This is a genomic window from Sphaerisporangium aureirubrum (assembly GCF_042658925.1).
Classification (GTDB): domain Bacteria; phylum Actinomycetota; class Actinomycetes; order Streptosporangiales; family Streptosporangiaceae; genus Sphaerisporangium; species Sphaerisporangium aureirubrum.
The window spans coordinates 189,592-205,371 of sequence record NZ_JBHSRF010000007.1; the positions used below are offsets into that span (position 1 = coordinate 189,592).

The 15,780-nt window shown below is 72.2% G+C and carries 12 protein-coding genes; 2 read left to right on the forward strand and 10 right to left on the reverse strand.

Annotated features, from left to right (window positions below):
- Window positions 1-2: 2 nt before the first annotated feature.
- Both ACFP1K_RS08210 and ACFP1K_RS08215 read right to left on the reverse strand, forming a co-directional pair.
- On the reverse strand, window positions 3-380 hold the full coding sequence (locus ACFP1K_RS08210) for a VOC family protein (protein WP_380748638.1): 378 nt from the start codon (window positions 378-380) through the stop codon (window positions 3-5).
- A 124-nt stretch (window positions 381-504) separates the two neighbouring features.
- Complete coding sequence (locus tag ACFP1K_RS08215; RefSeq protein ID WP_380748640.1) at window positions 505-777, reverse strand: hypothetical protein; 273 nt, start codon at window positions 775-777, stop codon at window positions 505-507.
- Between the two features lie 157 nt (window positions 778-934).
- Here ACFP1K_RS08215 and ACFP1K_RS08220 point away from each other — a divergent pair, with 157 nt between their 5' ends.
- Entirely contained in the window at window positions 935-1,552 is a 618-nt protein-coding gene (locus tag ACFP1K_RS08220; RefSeq protein WP_380748642.1) for a hypothetical protein, read from the forward strand.
- Between the two features lie 9 nt (window positions 1,553-1,561).
- Here ACFP1K_RS08220 and ACFP1K_RS08225 read toward each other — a convergent pair whose 3' ends face one another.
- From ACFP1K_RS08225 to betA, 8 genes are all read right to left on the reverse strand, one after another.
- A complete protein-coding gene (locus ACFP1K_RS08225) occupies window positions 1,562-4,768 on the reverse strand; it encodes a 2Fe-2S iron-sulfur cluster-binding protein (RefSeq protein ID WP_380748644.1) in 3,207 nt (1,068 codons plus the stop codon).
- Window positions 4,765-5,085, reverse strand: a complete 321-nt coding sequence (locus ACFP1K_RS08230; RefSeq protein WP_380748646.1) for a sarcosine oxidase subunit delta — start codon at window positions 5,083-5,085, stop codon at window positions 4,765-4,767. Before ACFP1K_RS08230 ends, ACFP1K_RS08225 begins: the two co-directional genes overlap by 4 nt.
- 9 nt (window positions 5,086-5,094) lie before the next feature.
- Window positions 5,095-6,291, reverse strand: a complete 1,197-nt coding sequence (locus ACFP1K_RS08235; protein ID WP_380748648.1) for a sarcosine oxidase subunit beta family protein — start codon at window positions 6,289-6,291, stop codon at window positions 5,095-5,097.
- A gap of 14 nt (window positions 6,292-6,305) precedes the next feature.
- Window positions 6,306-8,729 carry a GcvT family protein gene (locus ACFP1K_RS08240; RefSeq protein WP_380748650.1) on the reverse strand — a complete coding sequence of 808 codons (2,424 nt, stop codon included), beginning with the start codon at window positions 8,727-8,729 and terminating at the stop codon, window positions 6,306-6,308.
- 147 nt (window positions 8,730-8,876) lie between these two features.
- On the reverse strand, window positions 8,877-9,875 hold the full coding sequence (locus ACFP1K_RS08245; protein ID WP_380748652.1) for an ABC transporter substrate-binding protein: 999 nt from the start codon (window positions 9,873-9,875) through the stop codon (window positions 8,877-8,879).
- Window positions 9,876-9,976: 101 nt separating this feature from the next.
- The gene (locus tag ACFP1K_RS08250; protein WP_380748654.1) at window positions 9,977-11,956 is read right to left on the reverse strand and encodes an ABC transporter permease subunit; all 1,980 of its coding nucleotides are present in this window, start codon (window positions 11,954-11,956) and stop codon (window positions 9,977-9,979) included.
- Window positions 11,953-13,014, reverse strand: coding sequence for a quaternary amine ABC transporter ATP-binding protein (locus tag ACFP1K_RS08255; protein WP_380748656.1), 1,062 nt, complete (start codon window positions 13,012-13,014; stop codon window positions 11,953-11,955). Before ACFP1K_RS08255 ends, ACFP1K_RS08250 begins: the two co-directional genes overlap by 4 nt.
- Before the next feature lie 210 nt (window positions 13,015-13,224).
- On the reverse strand, window positions 13,225-14,880 hold the full coding sequence (gene betA / locus ACFP1K_RS08260) for a choline dehydrogenase (protein ID WP_380748658.1): 1,656 nt from the start codon (window positions 14,878-14,880) through the stop codon (window positions 13,225-13,227).
- Window positions 14,881-14,993: 113 nt separating this feature from the next.
- Here betA and ACFP1K_RS08265 point away from each other — a divergent pair, with 113 nt between their 5' ends.
- The gene (locus ACFP1K_RS08265; RefSeq protein WP_380748660.1) at window positions 14,994-15,764 is read left to right on the forward strand and encodes an IclR family transcriptional regulator; all 771 of its coding nucleotides are present in this window, start codon (window positions 14,994-14,996) and stop codon (window positions 15,762-15,764) included.
- The last annotated feature ends 16 nt before the right edge of the window (window positions 15,765-15,780 follow it).

The following is a 15,780-nucleotide window of genomic DNA, read 5'->3' on the forward strand; positions in this document are numbered from 1 at the left end:
CGTCAGCGAATCCAAAGGCAGAAGGGATGCCCTGCCGGGTCCAGATAGACCCGCACGTCGTCCTGAGGCTGGAAGACCGCCAGAGTGGCCCCCGCCTCGGCGGCATGGGCGCCCGCGCTCTCCAGGTCGTCCACCTCGATGTCCAGGTGCGCCATCATCAGCTGATCTTCCGCCCCCGCGGGCCAGGTGGGACGGACGTACGCCTTCTCGGTCTGGAACGACAGCCCCGCCCCGCCGCCGGGCGGGCGGAGGGTGACCCAGTCGCCCTCGTCATCGCCGATCGGCCACCCGAGCAACCGCTGGTAGAAGAGGGCCAGCTCACGAGCGTCAGGCGCGTCCAGCACCGTCGCGGTCAGGGTGAGGCGGGGGGTTTCGGCCATGTCGTCTCCTTGATCCCGGTGGTCCTAGATGCTAAACGGTCAGACCGAACGGAACAGGCGCTTTCGCGGCGGCCGGGGAGGGGGGTGTCGAGGTGGACACGGATGATCTATGGAAAGGCGCGATCTACCGTGGGGAGCGCTCCGGCTGGGTGGGGCGGGTGCCGGGGGAGGGGGTGCACGACTGGGCGATCGTGGCCTCCAGGCGGGCTTCGGCGGCCAGGTGGCCGGCCAGTTCCTCCAGGGTGGCGGCGCAGCGGACGTTGGACAGGCCGTGCCGGAGGAGGAGGGAGGACAGGCCCTGGCGGCGGACGGCGTACCAGCCGCCGCCGACGGCGTCCGAGACGAGCCAGCGCCTGCTGTACTTCGCGTTGAGCTCGGCGATCGTCACGGTGGTCACCGCGTCACCCCTGCGGGCCGGGGGCGGGGCGCTGATTCGGAAGACATGGGTCAAAGGGTAGTCACTCACCGGTAGTGAATCAATCACTAAGCGTGACTATCATGAAGACCGACGGGGCGATGTGGCGGGCTTGGGCCGGGTCTACCAATCTGTACCCATGAACGAGACAGAGCCGGCGGCCACCCGTGCCGCCCTGCACGCGGTCGCCGAGCTTCTCATGGCCGGGCCGCAGTACCGGCGCAGCGGCACCATCCGGCTGCGGGTGACTCCGGGCGGGTTCGCGACGGTGGCCGAGCCCGAGCTGCGGGTCGACGGCACCGACCTGGTGACGGGGGACGGCACGCGGCTGGCCTTGGCCGGGCGGACCATCGGCGAGCTCGGCGCGGCGACAGGCGCGGGGGCCGGGGCGCCCGAAGGGCTGTACCACGACGGGTCGGGCGGGAGCGCGGACGACGTGCCGGCCGTGGATCCCGGAGCGGCGAAGGTGCTCGCCGAGGCGCTGGCGCGGGGGGACGCGGCGTTGCGCGTGTTCGCGCCCGAGCAGACGCCGGTGTTGTGGCCCGAGCACTTCGACCTCGGCGTGACGGTGAGTGAGGTCAACTACGGGATGTCGCTCGGGGACGGTTATCTCGGGGAGCCGTACGCCTATGTCGGGCCGTGGCAGCCGAGGGAGGGCGCCTTCTGGAACGCCCCGTTCGGCGCGGCCCGGCCCCTGGCCGAGGCGGGCGACCTGGTGGCGTTCTTCGCGGAGGGGCGGCGGCTGGCGTCCTCCTGAGGCCTGGGCTCACCGTACGGGGTCTGTGGCCGCGTCGGTGAGCCAGGCGGTGAGGTAGCGGGCGAAGGACGCGCGGACCAGGATCCAGAACTCGTCGTGGTCGCGGGCCAGCAGGACGACCTGGGCGCGGGCCAGGGTCGTCTGGGCGCACGCGCCCGGGGGGAACGCCGACGGGTGCAGGTCGAGGGCGCAGCCGTGGGACAGGAGGTTTCTGGCGTCGGCGCCCGCGACGACGAGGGTGGTGCGCTGGGCCGAGACGTCGGTCACCGCCGCGTCGGGCGAGCGGGTGGGGGGCTCGTCACCGATCACCAGCCATTCGCCGGGGCCCAGCCAGGCGACGTCCACCTCGCCCGTGCGCCGCCAGGTGCCGGGGGTGGGCATGGAGTGCGGCGGGGCCTGGACGTTCGTCATGCGCAGGTAGGGGAGTTCGTGGACGCGCAGGCGGGGGGTGGTGATTCCCGTGAAACCTTCCGCGGGGGTGGTCGGGATGAGGGCTCGCTCGGGGACCTCGGGGGGTGGGACCTCGTGGGGGGCGCCGTCGCGGCGGGTGCCTTCGGGGTCGTACAGGATCGGGCTCGTGACGGTGACCGGGATGACGCGGCCGGTGGAGACGGCGTGCAGACGGGTGCCGGTGCGTTCGGCGCCGCCTTCGAGCAGGGCCAGGGCGAAGGTACCGGCGAGGGCGGTGCTGCGGTAGCTGGAGGTTACGTGGCCGAGCATGGGGACCGGAGGGGTGAGCCGGTCGTGCTCCACCAGCTGGGCGCCCTCGGGGATCAGGACGTCCGGGTTCTCGGGGATCAGGCCGACGAGGTGGCGGCGGTCCGGGCGGGCGCTGTCGGCGCGGGTGTGGGAGCGCTTGCCGATGAAGTCGGGCTTCTTGCGGGAGACGATCCAGTTCATGCCCAGGTCGGCGGGGGTGACCGTGCCGTCGGTGTCCTGGCCGACGATGGGGTAGCCCTTTTCCGCGCGCAGCACGTGCATGGCCTCGGTGCCGTAGGGCGTGACGACGCCGGTGGACATGACGGCGTCCCACAGGGCGCGGCCGTGCCAGCGGCTGACGTTGATCTCGTAGGCCAGCTCGCCGGAGAAGCTGATGCGGCACACCCTGGCGGGGATGCCGGCGACGGTGGCGTCCCGCCAGGTCATGAAGGGGAAGCTTCCGGCGTCCACGGCCAGGCCCGGGGTCAGGGACGCCAGCACCTCCCGGGACGCCGGGCCCGCGAGGGCCACCGTGGCCCAGTGTTCGGTGACGGACGTGCAGCGGACCCGTAGGCCGGGCCATTCGGTCTGGAGCCACTCCTCCATCCAGTCGAGGACGGCGGCGGCGTTGCCCGTGGTGGTGGTGACGAGGTAGTGGTCCGGGGCGAGCCTGATGGCGGTGCCGTCGTCGAAGACCATGCCGTCGGCGCGGCACATGAGGCCGTAGCGGATGGCTCCGACCTTTAGCGTGCTCATCATGTTGGTGTAGAGGCGGTCGAGGAACTCGGCGGCGTCCGGGCCCTGGACGTCGATCTTTCCGAGGGTGGAGGCGTCGAGGGCGCCCACGGCTTGCCTGACGGCGCGGCATTCGCGCAGGACGGCCGCGGTCATGTCCTCGCCCGGCTCCGGGTAGTACCAGGGTCGTTTCCACTGGCCGACGTTCTCGAAGACGGCGCCCGCCTCGACGTGCCTGTCGTGCATCGCGGTGATCCGTACCGGGTCGTGCAGGTCGCCGCGGTCCCGGCCGGCCAGGGTCGCGAACGACACCGGGACGTAGGGGGCGCGGAAGGTGGTCGTGCCGACGGCGTCCAGATCGGTGCCGAGGAGGTGCGCGACGATCGCGCTGGTCAGCACGCCCGACGTCTTCCCCTGATCGTGCGCGGTCCCCGCGGTGGTGTACCGCTTCACGTGCTCCACCGACCGCATTCCCACCCCGACGGCCCGCTGGAGGTCCGCCACGGTGACGTCCCGCTGAAGGTCCACGAAGTGCGTCGAGTAGTCGTCCGCCGGGACGAACCAGAGCGGATCGGTGGACTCCACGACTTGCCCGCTGGTGGGAGGGAGAAGGTGGGGTGGTGCTCCGGTGGCTTCGCCGTCAGAGAGGCAGTCGCTCAGGGTGTGGAGGCCTCGGGCGGAGCCGATCACTGTCAGAGGGAGTGCGGTGGGGGTGGGGATGAAGGCTGTGAGGGATTCGTCGTAGTGGAGACGGCCGCCGGCTTGGCTGTACAGGTGGGTGGTGGGGGTCCAGCCGCCGGAGATCAGCAGGAGGTCGGCTTCCAGCTCTCGGGGGCCTGCTTCGACGGCCCGGAGGGTCTCGCCGGAGGTGCGGACGCCGGTTATCAGGTGGGGGGAGCGGGGGGTGATCACGTCGGCGATCTCGATGCCGGCGGTGGCGAGGTCGTTCAGGGTGGCTTCGGGGGCGGGGGTGGTGGTGAAGATCACGGCGCGGTGGCCGGGGAGGACCTTGTAGCGGTTCACGTAGGCGCGGGCGGCGGACAGGAGCATCACGCCGGGGGTGTCGTTGGCGGCGAAGGCCAGGGGGCGCTCGCAGGCGCCGGTGGCGAGGATCACGTGGCGGGCCCGGATGCGCCACACGCGTTCGCGGGTGACGGCGTGCTCGCCGCGGCGTTCCACGGCGACCAGGTAGTTGTGGTCGTAGTAGCCGAGGACGGTGGTGCGGGACAGGACGCGGACGTCGGGGAGGGTGGCGAGGGTGGCGGCGACGTCCAGGGCCCAGGCGGCGCCGGGGCGGCCCTCCACCTGGTCGTCGGTGTCGGGGAGGGTGCCGCCGGGAGTGGGGCGGTCGTCGGCCAGGATGACGCGGGCACCGGTGCCCGCGGCGGCGCGGGCGGCGGTCAGGCCCGCGGGGCCCGCGCCCACGACCAGGATGTCGCAGTGGGCGTGCACGGTGTCGTAGCGGGCGGGGTCGGGGGCACCGGCGAGGCGGCCCCGGCCGGTGAGGGAGGTGGCGGCGAGGCCGTCGTACAGGGGGACGGTGGTGGCCTGCACCATTGGCTCGGGGAACGGGTGCTCGATCTGGACGACCGCGTTGGGCTCCTCGGTCCACGCGCCGAAGATGCCGCGCGGACGGCCGAGGGTGACGCTGGTGCCGACCCGGCGCACGCCGTTGGCCAGCAGGGCGGCGGCCAGCGTGTCGCCCTCGTGGCCTTCGTACGGCCGGCCGTCGAACGTGAAGCGCAGCCGCTCGCCGCTGCCGGCACCGATGCGCCGCGTCATCGCGCCCCTCCCGCGTGGCCGATGCCGGGGACGCGCGGACCCGCGTCGTCCCCCGTGGACGCCGGAAGCGGGTCGTCCGCGAGGATCTCGTTGGTCAGCGTGTCCCTGGTCACGGTGAACCAGCGGCGGCAGCCCGAGGAGTGGGACCAGCGTTCGTGGAACAGGCCCTTGGGGTTGTCCCGGTAGAAGAGGTACCGGGACCATTCCTCGTCGGTGAGCCCGGCGGGGTCGGCGGGGTAGGCGACGCCCGCCTGGCCGCCGTAGGCGAACTCGGACTCGTCGCGCGGGCCGCACCACGGGCAGGGGATCAGCAGCATCGGGTTCCTTCAGTGGGCCACGGCGGCGGCGCCGTGCTCGTCGACGAGCGCGCCGGTGGTGAAGCGGTCCAGGGTGAACGGCGCGTTCAGCGGGTGGGGGGCGCCGGTGGCGACGGTGTGGGCGAAGCACCAGCCGACGCCGGGGGTGGCCTTGAAGCCGCCGGTCCCCCAGCCGCAGTTGACGTACAGGTCCTCGACGGGCGTGAGGCCGACCACCGGGGAGGCGTCCGGCGTGACGTCCACGACCCCGCCCCAGGTGCGCAGCACGTGCGCGCGGGCGAAGACCGGGAACAGCTCCAGCGCCGCGGCCATCTGCCGTTCGATGATGTGGAACGCCCCCCGCTGCCGGTAGGAGTTGGCGGCGTCGATGCCCGCCCCCATGACCAGCTCACCCTTGTGCGCCTGGCTGACGTAGACGTGCACGGCGTTGGACATGACCACGGTCGGGTGGACGGGTTCGAGCAGCTCGGAGACCAGCGCCTGCAGCGTGTGGCTCTGCACCGGCAGCGGCACCCCGGCCGTGCGCGCCACCACGGACGAGTGCCCGGCGGCGGACAGCGCGACCCGGCCCGCGGCGATCCTCCCCCGCGTGGTCCGCACGGCCACCGCGCGGCCAGCGGACACCTCGACCCCGGTGACCTCGCAGTTCTCGATGAAGTGCACCCCGAGCGCCGAGGCCGCCCTGGCGTACCCCCAGGCGACGAGGTCGTGCTTGGCGATCCCGGCCCGGGGCTGGAAGGTGCCGCCGAGGACCGGGTAGCGGGTGTCCTGCCGCACGTTCACGATGGGGCAGACCTCGGCGACCTGCTCGGGGGTGAGCCACTCGGCGTCCACGCCGTTGAGCAGGTTGGCGTTGACCCTGCGCATCCCCTCCCGCACGTCCTGGTGGCTGTGCGCGAGGTTCAGCACGCCGCGCTGGCTGAACAGCACCTCGAAGCCGAGCTCCTCCTCCAGCCCCTCCCACAGCTTGAGCGCGTGCTCGTAGATGCCCGCGCTCTCGTCCCACAGGTAGTTGGAGCGGATGATGGTGGTGTTGCGCGCCATGTTGCCGCCGGCCAGCCACCCCTTCTCCAGCACGGCCACGTTGGTCACGCCGTGGTTCTTGGCCAGGTAGTAGGCGGTCGCGATGCCGTGACCGCCTCCCCCGACGATCACCACGTCGTAGGCGGCCTCCGGGTCGGGGCTGTGCCACAGCTGCTCGGTCATGGTCCTCCTGTGCGTCACGCGCGAAGGCGCGTCATCGAGGCGTCGAAGAGCGGCTCGGCGGCCACCACGGCGGTGATCCGCTCGTCGAAGTAGCCGATGCGCAGCACCTGCCCGGGCACCGCCAGCTCGGCGGGCAGCCACGCGTAGGCGATGGCCTTGCCGATCGTGTACCCGTAGGCGGCGCTGGTCACGTACCCGACCGGGGTGGCGCCGTCGTACACGGGCTCCTTGCCCATGACCACGCCCGCGGGATCGTCGACGGTGAGGCACGTCAGGCGGCGGGTCACCGAGGCGCGGCGGCGCTCCAGGGCGTCGCGCCCGACGAAGTCGCCCTTGTCCGTCTTCACGGCGAAGCCGAGCCCGGCCTCGTACGGGTCGTGCTCGTCGGTCATGTCGGTGCCGAACGACCGGTAGCCCTTCTCCAGGCGCAGGCTGGTGAACGCCCCGCGCCCGCCGGCCACGATGCCGTACGGCCGCCCGGCCTCCCACAGCGTGTCCCACAGCGCGAGCCCCATGTCGGCCGTGGTGTACAGCTCCCAGCCGAGCTCCCCGATGTACGACAGCCGCAGCGCGGTCACCGGCACCGCCCCGATGTACGCGCGCTTGGCCCGGAAGTACCGGAAGCCCGCCGCGGAGAAGTCGGTGTCGGTGAGCGGCGCCACGACGTCGCGGGCCCGCGGCCCCCAGACGCCGACGCAGCAGGTGCCCGGGGTGATGTCCCTGACGGCCACCGAACCGTCGGCGGGGAGGTATCTGGTGAGCCGGTCGAGGTCCAGGTTGCCGTTGGCGCCGACCTGGAACAGCTCGGGGCCGAGCCGGGCCACGGTGATGTCGCTGCGGATGCCGCCGTCCTCGCCGAGCAGCAGGCAGTACGTCACGGCGCCGACGGCCTTGCCGGCGTCCCCGGTCGACACGCGGTCGAGGAACGCGGCGGCGCCCGGCCCGGACACCTCCAGCCGCTTCAGCGCCGACATGTCGTACAGCGCGACGCCCTCGCGGGAGGCCAGCGCCTCGGCGCCCACGATGGGCGACCAGTGACGGGACGCCCAGTCTCCGGGCGCGGGCACGTCCCGGTCCGCGAGGAGCCCGGCGTTGGCGCCGTACCACTGGGGGCGTTCCCAGCCGTTCGCCTCCAGGAAGTACGCGTCCAGCTCGCGCTGGCGGGTGTGGAAGGGGCTGACCCGCAGCGGGCGCAGCAGCTCCGGCGGCTGGAGGGGGTGGATGATGTCGTAGACCTCGTCGAAGTTGCGGCAGTCGCGGGCCAGCACGTACGCGGGGGCGAGCTGGTGCGGCTCGAAGCGGTTGACGTCGCACTCGTGCAGGTCGAACGACGTGGAGTGGCCGTCGACCAGCCATTCGGCCACGGCCCGCCCGACCCCGGCCGAGTGGGTGACCCACACGGCCTCGGCCACCCAGAAGCCCTCGACGTCCGGGGACGGGCCGAGCAGGGGCATGTTGTCGGTGGTGAAGGAGAACAGCCCGTTGACGCCCTCCTCGATCTTGGCGTCCCTGGTGGACGGCAGCAGGGAGCGGGTCTCCTCCCAGGCCGGGGCGAAGTCGTCGGCGGTGAACGGCAGCACCGACGGCATCACCTCGGCGCGGCCCACCGGCACGATGTCCTGCGCGCGGATCGGCATGGCGCGGTGGCCGTAGTAGCCGACACCGAGCCGGTCGTGCCGTTCGCGGTAGTACAGGTCGGCGTCCTGGTGGCGCAGGATCGGCCGCACGGCCTCGTCGGACTGCCCGCGCAGCGCGGGCACCGGCCCGGTCCAGGCGAGCTGGTGGGCGAGCGGGGTGAGGGGCAGCGTCATCCCGGCCATCGCGGCGACCTTGGGGCCCCAGATGCCCGCGCAGCAGACGACCACGTCGGCGGGGAAGTCTCCCCGGTCGGTGACGACCCCGGTGACCCGGCCGCCGTGGGTGCGCACCTCCAGCACCTCGTGCCGGTCCAGCACGCGCACGCCGCGCTCGCGGGCGATGCCCAGCTGCACCTCGACGGCGCGCACGGCCTTGGCGATGCCGTCGGTCGGGACGAGGAACCCGCCGAGCACCCGCGCGGGGTCGAGCAGCGAGTGGCGGGCGACGGTCTCCTCGGGGCCGAGCAGCTCGGCGGGGACGCCCCACGAGGTGGCCCAGCCGTGGCGGCGGCTCAGCTCGCGCAGGCGCTCGGGGGTGGTGGCCACCTCCAGGCCGCCGACCCGCAGGAAGCACCCGAGCCGCATGAGCTTCTCGACGGTGTACCGGGCGAGCGCGGTCATGGTCTTGGACGGGTTGGTCTGGAACACCAGCCCGGGGGCGTGGCTGGAGGATCCGCCGGGGACGGGCAGCGGGCCCTGGTCCAGGACGGTGATGTCGTCCCAGCCGCGGGCCGACAGTTCTTCGGCGAGCGCCGCGCCCACCACGCCCGCACCGATGACGACGACCCGAGGGCCTGTCATACGCCACCTCCGTTGCGCAATATGAAACACGCTGCGCTTGCCGCAACAAGCGTGACCGGCGGCGATAGGGGTGTCAAGAGTCCCGAACCCGGCCGGACTGAGCCCTGGAGTCCGGCCGGGCCGTTCATGGGGTGACGGGAGCGCCCGTCAGCCGGTGGGGAGCCAGGCCTTGACCTTGTCGGGGTTGGCGGTGACCCACTTCTCCGCGGCCTCCTCGGGGGTCATCTTGTCCTCCGAGATGTACTTGGCCACGAGGTTCTGGTCGTCGTTGGTCCAGGTGAAGTTCTTGACCAGCTCGTACGCGGGGCTGCCCGACCCGGCGAACTTCGTGCTGACGATCTTGTCGAGCTCGTACGGCGGGTAGTCGCAGGCGACCTTCTCGGCGTCGGCGTCGCAGCCGTCGGTGTAGGCGGGGAGGTTCACCTTGACCAGCTTGAGCTCCGCCAGGAACCACTGCGGCTCGTAGAAGTAGCCGATCATGGGCTTCTGCTGAGCCTCGGCCTGCCGGAAGCCGGTGATCAGCGCCGCCTCGCTGCCCGCGTAGACGACCTTGTAGTCAAGCTTCAGGTTCTTGACCAGGGCCGCGTCGTTGGTGACGAACGAGGGGTCGCCGTCCAGCAGCTGGCCCTTGCCCCCGGACTCGGAGGTCTTGAACAGGTCGGCGTACTTGTTGAGGTTCTTCCAGTCGGTGATGTCCGGGTACTTCGCCGCCATCCACGGCGGCACGTACCACCCGATCACGCCCTTGTTGCCGGTGGAGCCGGCCTCGACCGCGACCTTCTGCTGCTCGATGTACTTCTCCTTCAGGTCGTCGTGTCCCCAGTTCTCGACGACCGCGTCGACCTCGCCGGTGGCGAAGCCCTGCCAGGCCACCTCTTCCTTCAGGTCCTTCTTCGTCACCGTGCAGCCGAGTTCCTTCTCGGCCACGTACGCGATCACCGCCGCGTTGGCCTCGTACCCGACCCAGGGGTTGATCGCGATGTTCACCGCGCCGCACGCCTTGGCGCCGGACGCGGAGGCCGCGCCCGAGGGGGAGGCGCCCTCCCCCACCTTCGCGCCGCCGCACCCGGAGACGAGGAGGCCGACGGCCGCCGCGAACACGGCCGCCCGGGGTGCCGAGTGCCGCACGATCCTGGAAAGTGTCACCAAGGTTCTCCTCTATCCGAAAGCCGCCGGAGGCGGCCGCTGAGCACCCCTACGGGCGGACGTGAACCCCCGAAGAACTTCCGATTCGCGCGGTACGGCCATCAGTGCCGCCCGTGCGCCGCCGCGTCGGCGCGCCGCGCCGCGGCCCGGGTGACGGCGGCCAGCATGGTGCCGAGCACCACGATGGCGAGCCCGGCGGCGAGGCCCTTGCCGCGCAGCTGGAGCTGCGCGAAGCCGGACACCACGTCGTAGCCGAGCGCGCCCGCGCCGACCAGGCCGCCGACCACGACCATGGCGAGCACGTAACAGATGCCCTGGCTGGCGGCCAGCGCGACCGCCGCGCGCGCCATCGGCAGCTGCACCTTGGAGATGAGCTGCCAGGTGCTGGACCCGGCGGCCGTGGCCGCCTCCACGGCGCTCGCCGACACGCCGCGCACGCCGTCGGCGACCAGCTTGACCGCCACCGGTGCGGCGTACACGACGGCGGCGAGGATCGCGGTGAACCGGGTGGCGCCGAACAGGCCGAGGATGGGGACGAGGTACACGAAGGCGGGCATGGTCTGCCCGGCGTCCAGCACCGGGCGGATCACCCGGTCGGCCCGGTCGTCGCGCCCCATCCACACGCCGGCGACGACGCCGAGCGCCATCACCAGCACGGTGGCCACCAGCGTCGAGGCGAGGGTGACCATGCTGTCCTGCCACAGGCCGAGCGCTACCAGCAGCACCAGGCAGACCGCGCAGACGGCCGCGATCCGCGTGCCGCCCACCACCAGCGCCGCCGCGGTGACCCCGGCGGTCACCAGCCACCACGGCGACCCGGCCAGCAGCGCCTCGAACGGGTTGAGCAGGCCGTAGGTGACGAGGTTCTTGATGCCGTTGGTGGTGGCGTACAGGTTGACCTGCGCCCATTCGCTGGCCGACCCGGCGGCGCGGCGCACCTGCGCGCCGAGGTCGCCGGTGCCGGGGAACTCGGCGGCCCAGACGTAGACGTGCGAGAGGTAGACGAGCACCGCGGTGACCGCGAGGACGGCGGCGACCTGGATCCGGCGCCACCACGGCCCGCGGTCGCGCCGCGCCCGGCGGGCGGTCTCGGCGCGGCGCCCGGCCGCGGAGGTGGCCCGGTCCAGCACGATCGCCATGATGACGATGGCCAGGCCCGCGTTGAACGACGTGCCGACGTCCAGGGTCTCCAGGGCCTTCAGCACGGTCTTGCCGAGGCCGGGCGCGTCGATGAGCGCGGCGATGGTGACCATGGCGAGCGCCGCCATGATCGTCTGGTTGACGCCGACGACGATGGTCCGCCCCGCCAGCGGCAGCCGTACTTTCCGCAGGATCTGCCCGGGTGTCGAGCCCAGCGACAGGCCGGCCTCCACGCTCTCCTTGGGCACCTGCCTGATGGCGTGCGCGGTGATGCGGATGGCGGGCGGGATCGCGTAGATCATGGTGGCGACGGTCGCGCTGGCCGGGCCGATCAGGAAGAACAGCGTCAGCGGCGCGAGGTACACGAACGTCGGCATCGTCTGCATGAAGTCGAGCACCGGCGCGAACAGCCGCTCGACCCGCCGGTCCAGCCCCGCCCAGATCCCGAGCGGGATGCCGATCGCCAGCGAGAGCACCACCGCGGAGAGGGTGAGCGCCAGGGTGTCCATGCTCTCCTCCCACAGGCCGAGCAGGCCGAAGGAGGCGAAACCGGCGGCGGTGAGCAGGGCGACCCTGAGGTTGCCCCACAGCAGGGCGACGGCCGTCGCGATGGCCGTCACGCCGAGCCAGCCGATCACCGGCACCGGGCGGCCGAACGACGGGCGGCTGATCAGCGCCTGGACGAAGGTGACGAACTCATCGATGAACAGCCGGATGTAGTTCACGAAGTACAGGAAGAACGGGTTGGAGTTCCGGCTGTTGTCGATCGTCTCGGCGGCGGCGCCGATGCGCTGGTGCAGCGGCGTCAGCTCGGCGCCGCCGAGCGGCAGCGTGGCCTGGCCGCGGAAGGCGATCCACAGCAGCACCCACACGGCGACGACCCCGCCGAGCAGGTACGGGCGGGACAGGAACGGCCGGCGCGCCGCCGCGACGGCGGTCACTCGGCGATCACCTCAAGGATCTCCGCGCCGGTCACCACGCCGAGCAGCTCGCCGCCGGCGACCACCCGCACGGGACGGTCGGCGCGCAGCACGGTGCGCGCGGCGTCCTTGATCACCACGTCGGGGCCGAGCTCGGGGCCGTCCTGCGGGTCGTCGTCGCGCGGCGGGCGCATGATCCAGCGCAGGGTGAGCACGGCGGCCCGGTCCACCTCGCTCACGAAGTCCCGCACGTAGTCGTCGGCGGGCGCCCCCACCACCTGGTCGGGCGTGCCGATCTGCACGATGGCGCCATCCCGCATCACCATGATGCGGTCGCCGAGCTTGAGCGCCTCGTCCAGGTCGTGCGTGATGAAGATCATCGTCTTGCCGACCTCGTTGTGCAGCCGGATGACCTCCTGCTGCATGTCCCTGCGGATCAGCGGGTCCAACGCGGAGAACGGCTCGTCGAAGAACAGCACCTCGGGGTCGACGGCCAGCGCCCTGGCGAGGCCCACCCGCTGCTGCATGCCGCCGGACAGCTCGTCGGGGTAGGACCCGCCGTACCCGGACAGCCCCACCAGGTCGAGCATCTCGGTGGCCCTGGCGTACCTGGCCTGCTTGGCGGCGCCGCGGATCTCCAGGCCGTAGGCGATGTTGTCCAGCACCCGCCGGTGCGGCAGCAGGCCGAAGTGCTGGAAGACCATGGCGAACCGGTGGCGGCGGATCTCGCGCAGTTCCTTGTCCCCGGCCTTGCGGATGTCCTGGCCGTCCAGCAGGACCTCGCCCGCGGTCGGCTCGACCAGCCGGGTCAGGCAGCGCACCAGCGTCGACTTGCCCGAGCCGGACAGGCCCATGACCACGAACACCTCGCCCTGGCGCACCCCGAACGTGGCGTCGCGCACCGCGGCGACACAGCCGGCGCGCTCCTTCAGCTCGGCCCTGGACAGCTCGGCGAGCGCCGAGCCCGGCACCCGTTCGGCGCGGGGCCCGAACACCTTCCACAGGCCGCGCACGTCGAGGACCACCGGTTCCTCGGGGGCGGCGGGCCGCGAGACTTCGGCCGGCGACGTCGCGGTCATGGTCACCTCGCGGGTCGAGGGGCGCGAAGGCCCGTCTCGGGCCCTCCGGCCGCCAAGGGGGCGAGGCCTGGGGGCAGACCTCACCACGCAGCTTCAGTTGCGTATGACGCACCAGAATGCTTAACGAGGAACAGAATCGACCCTCAGCCGGACCCCGTCAAGGCCCGTGATGTTTCGCTTGCCGACAAAAAAGCCGCACCACCGCGCGCCTCACGAGGTGAGGGTGTGCCGGTAGAACTCCACCGGCTCCGGGGCGAGCGGCGTGTTCCCGAGGATCAGGTCGGCGGCCTTCTCGGCCACCATCATCACGGGGGCGTAGATGTTGCCGTTGGTCACGTACGGCATGACCGAGGCGTCCACCACGCGCAGCCCGTCCAGCCCGTGCACCCGCATGGTGAGCGGGTCCACCACCGCGCGCTCGTCCACGCCCATCCGCGCCGTGCACGAGGGGTGCAGCGCCGTCTCGCCGTCCCTGGCGACCCAGCGCAGGATCTCCTCGTCGGTCTCCACCGACGGCCCGGGGGACAGCTCGCCCGCGTTGAACTCCGCCATGGCGGGCTGGGTGAGGATGCGCCGCGCCACCCGCACCGCCTCGACCCATTCGCGGCGGTCCTGCTCGGTGGACAGGTAGTTGAAGCGCAGCGCGGGCCGCTCCCGGGGGTCGGCCGAGCGGATGCGCACCGAGCCGCGCGCGTCGGAGTACATCGGGCCGACGTGCACCTGGTACCCGTGGCCGCCCGCCGGGGCCGAGCCGTCGTAGCGCACCGCGACCGGCAGGAAGTGGAACATCAGGTTGGGGTAGCGCACGTCCTCGTTGCTCCGCACGAAGCCGCCCGCCTCGAAGTGGTTGGTGGCGCCGGGACCGCCGCGCAGGAACAGCCACTGCGCGCCGATCCACGGGCGCCTGCTCCACTTCATCGCCGGCTGCATCGTCACCGGCTTGGCGCAGGCGTACTGCACGTAGACCTCCAGGTGGTCCTGGAGGTTCTCCCCGACACCCGGCAGCTCGTGCACCGGCCGCACGCCCGCGGCCTTCAGCACCCGCGGATCGCCGACACCGGACAACTGGAGCAGCTGCGGGGTGTTGATCGCCCCGCCGCACAGCACGACCTCGCCCGCCCGCACCGTGCGGCCGTTGTAGCGCACGCCGACCGCGCGGTTCCCCTCGAAGAGGATCTCGGTGACGAACGCCCGGGTCCGCACCTCCAGGTTGGGGCGCCGCCGCACCGGGTGCAGGTACGCCCGCGCGGCCGACAGGCGGCGGCCCCGGCGGATGTTGCGGTCGAAGCGCGCGAAGCCCTCCTGGCGGTAGCCGTTCACGTCATCGGTCAGCGGGTACCCGGCCTCCCGCACGGCCTCGAAGAACGCCGAGAACAGCGGCCCCTTCGCCGGGCCGCGCTCCAGCACCAGCGGCCCGTCGTGGCCGCGGAACGGCGTGCCGGGGTCGGCGGTGCAGTTCTCCATGCGCTTGAAGTACGGCAGGCAGTGCGCGTGGTCCCAGGTCTCCATGCCGGGGTCGGCGGCCCAGCGCTCGTAGTCCAGCGGGTTGCCGCGCTGGAAGATCATGCCGTTGATGCTGCTCGACCCGCCGAGCACCTTGCCGCGCGCGTGGTAGACGCGGCGGCCGTCCATGAAGGGCTCGGGCTCGGACTCGTACTTCCAGTCGTAGAAACGGCTGCCGATGGGGAACATCAGCGCGGCGGGCATGTGGATGAAGACGTCCCAGGGATAGTCCGGCCGGCCGGCCTCCAGGACGAGGACCTTGGTGGCGGGGTCGGCGGAGAGCCTGTTCGCCAGCGCGCTGCCCGCTGATCCCCCACCGACGATGACGAAGTCGTACATGTGTCCCTCGTCTCGCTCGCGCACCAGGCGCGTGCCGATATTCGTTGCGATTGACGCATATGGTGGCGTTATTCGCAACTGTCCGCTTCCTTGCACCAAATGGACGGCGTCGCGGCGGACCGCCTACAGTCCCCGCTATGGGCAACGATTCCTCGGCCGGCGTGCAGTCGGTCGACCGCGCGATCAGCGTGCTGGAGATCCTTTCCCAGCGCGGTGAGGCCGGGGTCAGCGAGATCGCGGCCGAGATCGGCGTCCACAAGTCGACGGCGTTCCGCCTGCTCGGCGCCCTGGAGGCCAGGAGCCTGGTCGAGCAGGCCGAGGACCGCGGCAAGTACCGCCTCAGCTTCGGCGTCATCAGGCTGGCCGGCGGGGTCGCCGCCCGGATGGACCTCACCCAGCAGGGCCGCCCGGTGTGCCGCCGCCTCGCCGAAGAGATCGGCGAGACCGTCAACATCGCCGTCGTGCGGTCCCACTTCGCCGTCAACCTCGACCAGGTGCGCGGCCCGTCGGCGGTCACCGCGCACAACTGGGTCGGCCAGCTCACCCCGCTGCACGCCACCTCCAGCGGCAAGGTCCTGCTCGCCCACCTCGACGACCGGCACCGCGACCAGCTGCTGACCGCGGGCGGCCTGGAACGCTTCACCCCCGCCACCGTCACCACGCCGGAGGAACTGGTGCCACAGCTCGACGAGGCACGCGCCCGGGGGTACGCCGTGACGCTGGAGGAGTACGAGATCGGGCTGAACGCCATGGCCGCCGCGGTGCGCTCGTACGACGGCGAGGTGGTGGCCGCGGTCAGCGCGTCCGGCCCGGCGTACCGCTTCAGCGAGAAGCGCATGCACGAGCTGGCGCCCGTCCTCATCGAGGGCGCCGCCGACATCAGCCATCGCCTGGGGTTCTCCGGCTGACCCCCTCCCGCGCGGG

Excerpts from the sequence above, each read along its gene's own strand:
- ACFP1K_RS08220 (WP_380748642.1), top strand. The coding sequence starts at position 935 with ATGAACGAGACAGAGCCGGCGGCCACCCGTGCCGCCCTGCACGCGGTC.
- ACFP1K_RS08230 (WP_380748646.1), bottom strand. The coding sequence starts at position 5,085 with ATGCTGCTGATCCCCTGCCCGTGGTGCGGCCCGCGCGACGAGTCCGAG.
- ACFP1K_RS08210 (WP_380748638.1), bottom strand. The coding sequence starts at position 380 with ATGGCCGAAACCCCCCGCCTCACCCTGACCGCGACGGTGCTGGACGCG.
- ACFP1K_RS08255 (WP_380748656.1), bottom strand. The coding sequence starts at position 13,014 with ATGACCGCGACGTCGCCGGCCGAAGTCTCGCGGCCCGCCGCCCCCGAG.
- ACFP1K_RS08240 (WP_380748650.1), bottom strand. The coding sequence starts at position 8,729 with ATGACAGGCCCTCGGGTCGTCGTCATCGGTGCGGGCGTGGTGGGCGCG.
- ACFP1K_RS08265 (WP_380748660.1), top strand. The coding sequence starts at position 14,994 with ATGGGCAACGATTCCTCGGCCGGCGTGCAGTCGGTCGACCGCGCGATC.
- ACFP1K_RS08225 (WP_380748644.1), bottom strand. The coding sequence starts at position 4,768 with ATGACGCGGCGCATCGGTGCCGGCAGCGGCGAGCGGCTGCGCTTCACG.
- ACFP1K_RS08235 (WP_380748648.1), bottom strand. The coding sequence starts at position 6,291 with ATGACCGAGCAGCTGTGGCACAGCCCCGACCCGGAGGCCGCCTACGAC.